The organism is Candidatus Pantoea gossypiicola (genome assembly GCF_008632075.1).
Lineage (GTDB): Bacteria > Pseudomonadota > Gammaproteobacteria > Enterobacterales > Enterobacteriaceae > Pantoea > Pantoea gossypiicola.
Genome location: NZ_VWVM01000001.1, coordinates 209,029 through 221,264, shown reverse-complemented (window position 1 = coordinate 221,264; position 12,236 = coordinate 209,029). Strand labels below are relative to the sequence as shown.

The 12,236-nt window shown below is 54.4% G+C and carries 6 protein-coding genes; 2 read left to right on the top strand and 4 right to left on the bottom strand.

The window, feature by feature from the left end; translation table 11 throughout:
• Positions 1–302 precede the first annotated feature (302 nt).
• Positions 303–1,028: a bifunctional 2-polyprenyl-6-hydroxyphenol methylase/3-demethylubiquinol 3-O-methyltransferase UbiG gene (ubiG, locus tag F3I20_RS00865; RefSeq protein ID WP_150010522.1), complete on the bottom strand. Its 726-nt coding sequence runs from the start codon at positions 1,026–1,028 to the stop codon at positions 303–305.
• Between the two features lie 177 nt (positions 1,029–1,205).
• On the opposite strand from ubiG, the gene gyrA reads away from it, so the two are divergent.
• Both gyrA and rcsC read left to right on the top strand, forming a co-directional pair.
• On the top strand, positions 1,206–3,878 hold the full coding sequence (gyrA, locus tag F3I20_RS00860; RefSeq protein ID WP_150010520.1) for a DNA topoisomerase (ATP-hydrolyzing) subunit A: 2,673 nt from the start codon (positions 1,206–1,208) through the stop codon (positions 3,876–3,878).
• 630 nt (positions 3,879–4,508) lie between these two features.
• Positions 4,509–7,361 carry a two-component system sensor histidine kinase RcsC gene (rcsC, locus tag F3I20_RS00855; RefSeq protein WP_150010518.1) on the top strand — a complete coding sequence of 951 codons (2,853 nt, stop codon included), beginning with the start codon at positions 4,509–4,511 and terminating at the stop codon, positions 7,359–7,361.
• Between the two features lie 53 nt (positions 7,362–7,414).
• On the opposite strand, the gene rcsB is transcribed toward rcsC, so the two are convergent.
• Genes rcsB through F3I20_RS00840 form a run of 3 tightly spaced genes read right to left on the bottom strand, consistent with a single transcriptional unit; the run spans position 7,415 to position 11,898 of the window.
• Positions 7,415–8,065: a response regulator transcription factor RcsB gene (gene rcsB / locus F3I20_RS00850; RefSeq protein ID WP_003854204.1), complete on the bottom strand. Its 651-nt coding sequence runs from the start codon at positions 8,063–8,065 to the stop codon at positions 7,415–7,417.
• Between the two features lies 1 nt (position 8,066).
• Positions 8,067–10,724, bottom strand: coding sequence for a phosphotransferase RcsD (rcsD, locus tag F3I20_RS00845; RefSeq protein ID WP_150036985.1), 2,658 nt, complete (start codon positions 10,722–10,724; stop codon positions 8,067–8,069).
• 19 nt (positions 10,725–10,743) lie between these two features.
• The gene (locus F3I20_RS00840) at positions 10,744–11,898 is read right to left on the bottom strand and encodes an MFS transporter (protein ID WP_150010514.1); all 1,155 of its coding nucleotides are present in this window, start codon (positions 11,896–11,898) and stop codon (positions 10,744–10,746) included.
• Positions 11,899–12,236 lie beyond the last annotated feature (338 nt).

The following is a 12,236-nucleotide window of genomic DNA, read 5'->3' as shown; positions in this document are numbered from 1 at the left end:
TTGTAAGGCCTGGCAACATGTCAACCAGATCACACTTTTTTTTCTAACTTTGATCGGACGCGTATTTCTTATTCAATCCTCTCTTTTCGGCCCTCTAGGGGAGGAAAAATAGCGAAAAGAGACTACCTCCCCGGCGCATTGCCAGATGGCGGGGGCTGAAAACGAAAGCAGAAGTGAGTGGGTGTGACGTAACCCACTGGCAGATAACACTATGCCTCTGTTGCGGTCGATTTCGGGGGGAGCAGGCGATGAAAAGTGGAAAGGTAAGAACAAGCCCGCCCTGATTCAGGCGGGCCGATTACTTATACGGTGCGGTGGGTGTGCACCATATAATTGACATCAGTACCCGGGGCCAGTTTGAAGCGGTTGGTCACCGGATTGTAGTGCAGTCCAATGATGTGACGTTCACGTAGCGTCGTTTCATCGACCCAGCCCAGCAATTCGGAAGGGCGGATGAATTTCTTCACGTCATGGGTGCCGCGCGGAACCATGCGCAGTACATATTCCGCGCCGAATACTGCCAGCAGCCAGGCTTTAGGATTGCGGTTCAGCGTCGAGAAAAAGACTTCGCCGCCGGGTTTGACCAGCTTCGCACAGGCGTGAACCACCGAGCGCGGATCCGGCACATGCTCCAGCATCTCCATGCAGGTCACCACATCATATTTTCCGGCGTGCTGCTCCGCATGCTCTTCTACGGTCTGCTGCACGTAGTCCAGCGTCACGCCGCTCTCCAGAGCATGCAGTCGCGCCACGGCCAGCGGTTCAGCGCCCATATCCAGGCCCGTCACCACTGCGCCTTCACGCGCCATACTTTCAGCTAAAATGCCGCCGCCGCATCCCACGTCGAGCACGGTTTTACCAAACAAACCGTTGCTGTGCTGCGCGATGTAGCCCAGGCGCAGCGGGTTGATGCGGTGCAGGGGTTTAAACTCACCCTCCAGATCCCACCAGCGCGAGGCAACCGCCTCAAACTTGGCAATTTCCTGCGCATCGACGTTCTGCTGATGATTCTGCGGTTGTGCATTCATTGAATCGTAACTCCTGACAAAATGTGCCCACAGTATAAACGCTTAACCGCAGTTGGCACACCTTTCAGGGGCAATGAAAAGCGGGGGAAATCGGTGGTTAACGTTCACCAGAGCATTGCAGTGTGATATACTTTCGCACCTTTAAAATCCGGGATTAAGTAGAGGGATAGCGGCTCCATGAGCGACCTTGCGAGAGAAATTACACCGGTCAATATCGAAGAAGAATTAAAGAATTCTTACCTCGGTTACGCCATGTCGGTCATCGTTGGCCGAGCTTTACCCGATGTGCGTGATGGCCTGAAGCCGGTTCACCGTCGCGTACTTTATGCGATGAGCGTACTGGGTAACGACTGGAACAAACCCTATAAAAAATCTGCCCGCGTCGTCGGTGACGTTATCGGTAAATATCACCCGCATGGTGATTCCGCCGTTTACGACACCATTGTACGTATGGCCCAGCCTTTCTCCCTGCGTTACATGCTGGTGGACGGACAAGGCAACTTCGGTTCCATCGATGGCGACTCCGCTGCAGCGATGCGTTATACCGAAATTCGCATGTCGAAAATCGCCCACGACCTGTTAGCTGACCTGGAAAAAGAGACCGTCGATTTCGTACCGAACTATGACGGCACTGAGCAGATCCCTGAAGTTCTGCCGACTAAAATCCCTAACCTGCTGGTGAACGGTTCATCCGGTATCGCCGTGGGTATGGCAACCAATATTCCGCCACATAACCTGCGTGAAGTGATTAACGGCTGCCTGGCGTACATTGAAGATGAGAACATCAGCATTGAAGCGCTGATGGAGCACATTCCGGGGCCTGATTTCCCGACCGCCGCCATTATCAATGGTCGCCGTGGCATCGAAGAAGCGTACCGCACCGGACGCGGCAAGATTTACATTCGCGCACGTGGCGAAGTGGAAGCCGATGCGAAAACAGGCCGCGAGACCATCATCATTCATGAGCTGCCGTATCAGGTGAACAAAGCACGCCTGATTGAGAAGATTGCGGAGCTGGTGAAAGAGAAGCGTGTTGAAGGCATCAGCGCACTGCGCGATGAGTCTGATAAAGACGGCATGCGCATCGTGATTGAGATCAAGCGTGATGCCGTCGGCGAAGTGGTCCTGAATAATCTCTATTCACTGACCCAGCTGCAGACCTCGTTTGGCATCAATATGGTGGCGCTGCATCAGGGCCAGCCGAAGATTATGGCGCTGAAGGAAATTCTGGATGCCTTCGTTCGCCATCGTCGTGAAGTCGTCACGCGTCGTACCATCTTTGAACTGCGTAAGGCCCGTGACCGCGCGCATATCCTGGAAGGTCTGGCGATTGCGCTGGCGAATATCGATCCGATTATTGAGCTGATTCGTCGTGCGCCAAATCCGGCAGAAGCGAAAGCGGGTCTGATTGCACAGGCGTGGGATCTGGGTAACGTGTCAGCGATGCTGGAGCGTGCAGGTGATGACGCCGCGCGCCCTGAGTGGCTGGATCCGCAGTACGGCATCCGTGATGGTCAGTACTATCTGACCGAGCAGCAAGCTCAGGCGATTCTGGATCTGCGTCTGCAGAAACTGACTGGCCTCGAGCACGAGAAGCTGCTGGATGAGTATAAGGCACTGCTGGAGCAGATCGCTGAGTTGCTGCACATTCTGTCGAGCGCCGAGCGTCTGATGGAAGTGATTCGCGAAGAGCTGGAGCTGATGCGCGATCAGTTTGGCGACGATCGTCGTACAGAGATCACCGCCAACACCGCCGATATCAATATCGAAGACCTGATCAATCAGGAAGATGTTGTGGTGACATTGTCGCATCAGGGCTATGTGAAGTATCAGCCGCTGACCGACTATGAAGCGCAGCGTCGTGGTGGTAAAGGCAAGTCAGCCGCACGTATCAAAGAAGAGGACTTCATTGATCGTCTGCTGGTAGCGAATACCCATGACACGATTCTTTGCTTCTCAAGCCGTGGTCGTCTCTACTGGATGAAGGTTTATCAACTGCCGGAAGCAAGTCGTGGCGCGCGTGGACGTCCAATCGTCAACCTGCTGCCGCTGGAAGCCAACGAGCGTATTACGGCGATTCTGCCGGTACGTGAGTATACCGAAGGCTTCAATATCTTTATGGCGACCGCGCTGGGTACTGTGAAGAAGACGGCGCTGAAAGAGTTCAGCCGTCCGCGTAGCGCCGGCATTATTGCCGTGAATCTGCGTGATGACGATGAGCTGATCGGTGTGGCGCTGACCAACGGTAATGACGAAGCGATGCTGTTCTCCGCTGCCGGTAAAGTGGTGCGCTTCGCAGAAACCGCCGTTCGTGCCATGGGTCGTACCGCTTCCGGCGTGCGCGGCATCAGGCTTGCTGAAGGCGATCGTGTGGTGTCGTTGATTGTGCCGCGTGAAGAGGGTGCCATTATGACCGTGACGCAGAATGGTTACGGTAAGCGGACTGCCAACAGCGAATACCCGACCAAGTCGCGTGCGACGCAGGGTGTTATTTCAATCAAAGTGACTGAACGTAATGGTCCGGTGATTGGCGCGGTTCAGGTTGTCGATGGCGACCAGATTATGATGATCACCGATGCCGGTACGCTGGTGCGTACTCGCGTTTCAGAAGTGAGCGTCGTGGGTCGTAATACCCAGGGTGTGATCCTGATTCGTACCGCAGAGGATGAGAACGTAGTCGCTCTGCAACGTGTTGCCGAGCCGGTTGAAGAAGAAGAGCTGGATTCAATCGACGGCAGCGTGGCGGAAGGCGAAGATGATATTGCGCCGGAAGCTGAGATTGACGATGAAGAGGTTGCACCGGAAGCGGATCTGGAAGACGAAGACGACGCGGCTGAAGACGAAGAGTAATTTGTCTGAGGTAAGCTGAGGTTCGTTGCAGAAACGGCAGGTCAGGGGAAACCCGGCCTGCCGTTTTTTTTGGGGCGCATCGGCGCTGGATTGCAGTGGCTGTGAGTTGGGGGCCGGGAGCCGGTTGCTGTGAGCCGGGAGCCGCCGAAAGACCCGCTATGCCCGACCGCAAAGGATTCCCGCATCCCTGCGGATCGGCCACGCCATCCGTGGCGTGGACGCTTTGCTCTCCGGGCTTAGCGGATCTTTCTTTTTGGGATTACTGCGTCGCTTAAAGTGGGGGCAGGGTTGGGGAGGCTGTGAGTCAGAAGCCGCCGAAAGACCTGCTATGCCCGATCGCAAAGGATTCCCGCCTCCCTGCGGATCGACCACGCCATCCCTGGCGTGGACGCTTTGCTCTTCGGGCATAGCAGGTCTTTCTTGTTTAAACAGCATTGTCGCTTTTAGTTCTTACGGGCAGGCCTGTACGCAAGCCTTCTTGTTCACTGATACTAGCTGCTTTCGCTATCCTGAAAGTTTCCCAAACTTTCCGCTAAGCCTGCGGCTGGCTGGCTTTTTTCGCCTGATAAAGCTAGTGTATGGGCATTAAAAATCGATGATGCGACTAACCTTGCCAACTGCGAGTTACCTTTGAAATATCCTGTCTCTTTCCGCACTACGCTTCGCATCTCGCGCTATCTTTTTCGCGCGCTGGCGCTGCTAATCTGGACGCTGGGTGCCGTTCTGACGGCGTTTTACATCATCAGCGTGCTGCACAATAAAGAGACGCAGGTCCGGCAGGAGTTCGCCAGCAACTACGGCACGATACAGTGGTATGTGCGCCATTCGGCGGACATGATGCGTGAGCTGAAATATATCACCGAAAACCGCTTATCCAACGCCAGCAGTGGTCTGGATGTGCTGACCGGCATGATGCCGGGCAAAACTACCCAACCGCAGTTTACGCCGCTGTTCTCGGATGGCGACTGCACCTCAATGAGCAATACCTGGCGCAATTCGCTCGATTCACTCAGCTACTACATCAATTACTGGAAAAGTAACTTCGCCTCATCGTATGAATTAAATCGGGTGTTCTTTATCGGTGGTGAGAGCCAGTGTCTGGCCGACTTTACCATTGGCAGCAGTAATGCCGATCGGGAACGCAGCCTGAAATCACTGCGTGAGAATGTGCTGCGCTATCGCAACAGCAGTGAGGAAGATCGCCGCAATCCGATGTACTGGATCAACAGCAGTGCTCAGCCTGGTGTCGGCACCTTCTATATGGTGGTGCCGGTTTACGTCGCTAACAAACTACAGGCGCTGCTGGGTGTTGAGCAGAATATCCGGCTGGATGAGTTTATTCAGCCGGGTAGCCTGCCGATTATTGCGTCCATTACCGACGAAAATTATCGTCCACTGCTTAACTCGCGGCGCGGCGGGCTGGGATTCTCGCTCGATAATCTGCCGGATGATAAAACCTGGTTTGGTTATCTGAATGGGTATCGTCAGCTGGTGCTCAAGAAACCGCTGCCGCCATCCGATCTCAACGTGGTGTGGTCGATACCCACCGACGTGATGGTGGATCAGCTCAAGCTGATGATTATTAATGCGCTGCTGCTCAATATTTTCAGCGCCGTGATCCTGTTTACCCTTGCATGGGTGTTTGAGCGACGGATGTTCCTGCCGGCGGAGGAGAATGCCCACCGGCTGGAAGAGCATGAGCAGTTCAACCGTAAGATTGTTGCTTCTGCGCCGGTCGGGATCTGTATTTTACGCACCAGCGACGGCACCAATATTCTGAGTAACGAACTGGCGCATAACTATCTGACATTGCTGACGCAGGAAGATCGTCTGAAGCTGAATGAGATAATTGGCGGGCAGCAGGTCAATTTTGTCGATGTGCTGACCGGCAGTAATACCAACCTGCAGATCAGCTTTGTGCATTCGCGCTATCGTAATGAGAACGTGGCGATTTGCGTACTGGTCGATGTTTCGGCGCGCGTACGAATGGAGCAGTCTCTGCAGGAGATGGCCCACGCGGCAGAGCAGGCCAGTCAGTCTAAATCGATGTTCCTGGCTACCGTCAGTCACGAACTGCGCACGCCGCTATATGGCATTATCGGTAATCTTGATCTGTTACAGACCAAAGAGCTGCCCAGCGGCATCGACTCGCTGGTGACGGCGATGAACAACTCCTCCAGCCTGCTGCTGAAGATAATCAGCGATATTCTCGACTTCTCGAAAATTGAGTCTGAGCAGCTGAAAATCGAACCGCGTCCGTTTGCCCCGCGCGAAATCGTGACCCACATCGTCGGCAACTATCTGTCGCTGGTGGTGAAGAAGCGGCTGACGCTCTACTGCTTCATCGAACATGACGTGCCGCAGGTGCTGGACGGCGATCCGCTTCGTCTGCAGCAGGTGATCTCGAACCTGCTGAATAACGCGATTAAGTTTACGCACACCGGCTGTATTATCCTGCATGCCTGGGTTGCTGAGGGCTATCTGGCCTTCCGCGTCCGCGATACCGGTGTCGGCATCCCTGCGAAAGAGCTGCCGCGCCTGTTTGATCCCTTCTTCCAGGTGGGAAATGGCGTGCAGCGTAATTTCCAGGGCACCGGGCTGGGACTGGCCATCTGTGAAAAGCTGATCAACATGATGGATGGTGACATTGAGGTCGACTCAGAGCCAGGCATGGGCAGCCAGTTCATTGTGCGTATTCCGATCTACAAAGGGCAGAAGCCGTTGCTGATGCTGCTTGAGGATTTACAGGATAAGAAAATCTGGCTGGCGATGCGCAACGACTATCTGGCGCAATTTATCACCCGTCAGATTCAGCAGCAGGGCATTGAGGTTGCGGAATATAACGGTAAGCCGGGTTACGACGATGTGGTGATGACCGATTACGAACTGGAAATTGACTTACCGCTGCGGGCGCTGATCACCTTTGACGGCTCGCATGTGGATATGCCGCGTGAACGTCAGCCGGGACGCTGGATCCACTCGACAGCCACGCTGCACGAGGTGCCGGCTCTGCTGGCGCGCATCTATCGTATTTCGCTGGGCCACGATGCGGCGGATGCATTGCTGCTGACTGCACCGGTCGAAGAGAAAGTGCATAACGATGACATCATGGTGCTGATTGTCGATGACCATCCCATTAACCGCATGCTGCTGTCGGAACAGCTTGGCACGCTGGGCTATCAGGTCAAAACCGCGCAGGATGGCGTGGATGCGCTTAACGTACTGAGTCGTCATGAAATCGACATCGTGCTGACTGACGTGAACATGCCAAACATGGATGGTTATCGCCTGACGCAGCGTTTACGTCAGCTGGGCCATCTCTTCCCGGTCGTCGGCGTGACGGCAAATGCGCTGGCGGAAGAGAAGCAGCGTTGTATGGATGCGGGTATGGATAACTGTCTGTCGAAACCGGTGACGCTGGATGTGCTGAAAGTGACGCTGGCAATCTATGCTGATCGGGTACGTAAAACGCGGCCGGGATAAAGCAGGATAGGGCAGAGAAGAGGCGGTGCAGCCTGCACCGCCTCAGACGTAACTTAGTCTCTTTCGACCTGACTCTGGCTGACAGACGACAGGTAGTTCAGCAGCGCGATATCGTTATCCACGCCCAGTTTCATCATTGCTGATTTCTTCTGGCTACTGATGGTTTTGATACTGCGGTTCAGTTTCTTGGCGATTTCGGTCACCAGGAAACCTTCTGCGAACAGACGCAGTACTTCGCTCTCTTTCGGTGACAGGCGTTTGTCGCCATAGCCACCTGCGCTGATCTTCTCCAGCAGCTTCGCAACGCTTTCCGGCGTATATTTCTTGCCTTTCTGCAGTGCAGCCAGTGCTTTTGGTAAATCGGTAGGCGCGCCCTGTTTCAGGACAATCCCTTCGATATCAAGATCCAGCACAGAACTCAGAATCGCCGGGTTATTGTTCATGGTCAGAACAATAATTGAGAGATCCGGATAGTGGCGTTTAATATATTTAATCAGCGTAATGCCATCGCCATACTTCTCACCTGGCATAGAGAGATCGGTGATCAGGACGTTAGCGTCTAGCTTAGACAGATTATTGATCAGTGCTGTTGAGTCTTCGAACTCACCTACAACGTTGACCCATTCAATTTGTTCCAGAGACTTTCGGATACCGAAAAGGACAATTGGATGGTCATCGGCAATAATTACGTTTAAGTTATTCATCTTATTGGTTACCTTGCTGCAGCAGTTGATTGACGTAAGCGTCAATATCACTGGTGGTATTTGTAATGTTTGAATCGTCACACGCTTTAATGTGGTGTTCTAACTCTTCACAAAGCTGTTTGCCGGGAGTCAGATTGAGCATGGCAAACACGCCCTTTAGGCGATGCGCTGTCTGAGCAAGCGAGGCGTAGTCCTTTTCCGCCGACTCAGTATACAGTCTCTTCACATCAACCGGTACTGTCTCCGTAAACAGCTGGAAATAGCCGCCGCTCATCAATGGCGTGGCCGCGTCGTCTTCCATGTCGTTATCCATCACATCATGCGACAGTTGTTTCTCAATCAGGGCCAGTAAGGCATCGAGCATCGCATTACTGAGATTGAAATTGACCCGATACTGCTGGTCGTTCAGTGCATGATGACCCAGTTCATCTTCCGCCAGCAGCAGTGCCCAGCCGCTAAGCTTTGTGGGGTCGTCGGTCACCAGCACATCGTGATCCTGACCGGAAATGCGCTCATCGGGAGTCAGACACCGCGCGCCCCAGTTTTCCAGATGGCGGCAGACGATTTTATGCACGTCCTCCACGGTGATCTCCACCAGCGCGGTCACACCATCCAGAATCTTTTCCTCTTCTTCTTGGTGCTTCTGCTCCAGCACCAGCGGCAGCTGCATGTTATAGCGCGTGCCGATATCCGCTTTTGCCACGATATCGAGACTGCCACCCATCTGCTTGCAGAGCTGCTTACACAGGAAGAACGCCATGCCGGAGGCCTGTCCGTAGCGATCCTGACTGGTATCGCCCAGGAACGGGAAGTCGACATTCGCCAGCTCATCCACTGTCAGGCCCGCTCCGGTGTCCACCAGTTCGATGATCACTCTATCGGCCTGTTTGTCCGCAGCCTTAACTTCCAGGGTGATTTTTCCCCAGCGGGTAGTGGTCAGAGCATAGTGCATCAGCGTGGTCAGCACTTTGCGCAGTGCGCGACGGTCGCCAAATCGCGTCTCGTCATTCGCCAGATGATTATTCACCACCAGCGACAGCCCTTTGCGACGCATCAGCGGCAGGCTTTCCAGTGCAATTTCGTCCAGCAGCTCCTGCAGGTTAAAGACGGTCGCATCCGGTGACCAGTCATGTGCCTCAAGCCGGTTGAGCAGCACGATATCATCCACCAGTCGCGCCAGACCCTGGCTCTCATCGAGCAGGTCCAGCACGGTCTCATCGGCATCACGCTGGCTGAGTTGCACCAGTTGCGTCACCATCTTCTCCAGAGGCTGATTCAGCGCATGGCCCAGATTGTGCAGCAGTTGCTGACGCATCTGATGGTTGCGATCCAGCACCTGCTGCGCTTTCTGCAGTTTCTTGTTCACCAGCAGCTCACGATCCTGATCACGCATCATAAACAGCTGAGTATGTGGCGACAGCACGCTACGGGCGTGGCGGATTTCATACACTTCGTTATTGATAGTGGCCTGCAGCACGCCCTGATGCTGGTCGGACATATTAATAATCTTCTGCAGATTGAGATGAGGCAAAAGATGTTCAGCAATCTTATTGCTCAGCAGGGTGCGGTTGCTGGCAAAGTCATACACCAGCAGACCCACTGGCAGACTGGCCACAATCTCTTCATTCAGTACCCGTAGCGAATCGAGTTCAGCGCTCTGATTCTCGCTGGGACGCAGCGACTGCTGGCGCAGCAGCACGATACCCGCCAGCGACAGCAGGAACAGCAGCAGGTTGATTAGCAGCGGCCAGAGCAGGTTGTGCAGGCTGTCGATAATCAGGCGGTTAATGGGCACCTGATAGACCAGTTGCAGCGACGTACTGGGCAGGGTGGCCGTAATCTCAATATTGGGATTAACCAGTGTGATGCGGGTGTTTTCCACCTCCTGCTGATCGGCTGTCGTGGCAGGCATTGAGCTGTCCTGACGCAGCTGGAAGTTTTCCAGCGGCATGTTCTGCGGAACAATATCGTTAACCGGCAGATCAAAGGCGACCACCGTGGCCAGATGGCCCGGCTGATTAAAGGTGGTGCGCAGCGTGAAATAGTGGTCGTTCTGGAAGGCGAGGTGGCGCAGCGGCGAGAAGCTCTCGCGTTCATCCAGCGCATTAGCCTGTTGCAGCATCTCCGCGCGGCGGCTATCGACCATTGAGCTGATAGCGCTCTCTTTATAGCGCGTCGCCATATCTTTCAGCGGCAGGGTCGAGATCATAATCAGGCTGTTGTCCTGACCATTTAAAAAGTACATCGACCAGGTGGGATTTTCTGCGCCCCACAGCGTGTCGAGATAGTTCGACATCCGCATGGTCATATCCAGCGTGCTGCTGTCGTGTGAGCCGAAAATCAGCGCCTCGGTTTTACGCCGGGTTTTTTCCAGGTAATAGACATCAGGACGCAGCCGCGTCTCCTGCAGATTGCTGCCGGGCGTTGCGCCTGCCGCACTGGTGGAGAGATTTTCATAGATCTGCCAGGTGGCAAAGCGGTAGGCGTCGATGCGCTTCTGCACGTCACGCGCCAGATCGTCCATCGCATAGCGTTTGCTGGTCAGCCAGGCATTGACCGAGTTGTGCACCATAAAGCCCAGCGCCAGCAGCAGCACCAGATTGAAAACCACAAAAAAGCGGGTGACATTGCCGGAGGTCAGTGGAAACTTATACAACATAGCGTGTCAGGTACCTGAATTATCGCGCAACTTTTCGCGCACTGGCGGCTACCGCTAACAGCAACAGCGCGATCATTAAAAATGCGCCGCTGAGGCTGATCCATTGCGAAATGAATCCGATTAAAGCCGGACCTGAGAGAATACCTGCATATCCCAGCGTTGTCATGGCAGAAATCGCCAGGTTCGCAGGCATATCCTGTTGATTCCCGGCAGCATTGAACAACATCGGCACCGTATTGGATAAACCAAAGCCCACCAGCAGGAATGCCAGCAGGGCGATCTCCGGCCACGGTAACCAGACAGCCAGCGTCATGCCCGCTGCGGCAGTCAGTGCGCCCGTCAGCATAACCGGATAGCGACCAAAACGCTGGATGATCTTATCGCCGCTAAAACGGCCCAGCGTCATCGCCACCGAAAAGACCGCATAGCCCAGACCGGCGTAAGCGGGTGACATCGCCGGATTCTGCAGCAACAGCAGCGCGCCCCAGTCCAGTACTGCCCCTTCCGCCAGGAACAGGATAAAGCAGAGCAGGCCAAGAAATGCGACCCAGCCGCGTGGGATCACCAGCCAGGGCTGATCGGGCTGATGCAGGCGCTGGCTCATTAACACCGGCAGTCGCCATAACAGCAGTAACAGCATCACGGCCATCACCACCAGGGTCGCGTGCAGCGGCGTAAATGAGCGACTCAGCAACAGGCTCACCGTACCCGCACCGAGAATCCCGCCCAGACTGAAGAAGCCATGAAAGCCGGACATCATCGGCTTATCAGCAGCCTGCTCAACCTGTACGGCCTGATAATTCATCGCGACATCCAGCATGCCCAGACCAGCACCAAACAGCATCAGCGCTGCTGCCATCACCAGATGAGAGTCAGCCGTGGCCAGCAGCGGCATCATAAGCAGTACTAACAGCGTGGAGAAGCCCATGACCCGACGGCAGCCAAAACGTGCCACCAGCGTGCCGGTCACCGGCATCGCGGCCAGCGAACCAATTCCCAGGCAAAGCAGTAACGCGCCTAAGGAGGCACCGCTGAGCTGCAGACGATCGCGGGCAAACGGCACCAGCGGTGCCCAGGCTGACATCCCTAAGCCATTAATCAGAAAGATAGTGCGCGTGCCCCAGTTCAGGCGGCTCTGATGCTTATGTTGTTGTGCAGCGTCCAGTGCAGTCATAGGTCAGATTCATCAAAGATAAAGCGGAAAAGTGTAGCACTGGCCGCGAGTTCAGTGGCCGTTGCGCCTCTTATCAAAGTGGTGCAGTAACATCGTTTAAATGGCAAAACCGGGAGTTTACCGACTTTTACTGCGCCGCGAATTTTTTCCAGAACTTTCCTGGTATGACCACCCCCTTCGTGGCGTGACTTAACTCAAATTTCAATACTGTTTTTCAACAACTTGCTGCTCAGCAGGACCAGCCATAAATGATGGCTGAATCGCATAATTAATAAATTTATTTTTATGGTCTCATGTTTTCTGAAGGGTGGTTTTTTAACCTTTTTGCATCATTTATG

Coding starts and splice junctions, on each gene's coding strand:
- ubiG (WP_150010522.1), bottom strand. CDS start 1,028: ATGAATGCACAACCGCAGAATCATCAGCAGAACGTCGATGCGCAGGAA.
- gyrA (WP_150010520.1), top strand. CDS start 1,206: ATGAGCGACCTTGCGAGAGAAATTACACCGGTCAATATCGAAGAAGAA.
- rcsB (WP_003854204.1), bottom strand. CDS start 8,065: ATGAATAACTTAAACGTAATTATTGCCGATGACCATCCAATTGTCCTT.
- rcsD (WP_150036985.1), bottom strand. CDS start 10,724: ATGTTGTATAAGTTTCCACTGACCTCCGGCAATGTCACCCGCTTTTTT.
- F3I20_RS00840 (WP_150010514.1), bottom strand. CDS start 11,898: ATGACTGCACTGGACGCTGCACAACAACATAAGCATCAGAGCCGCCTG.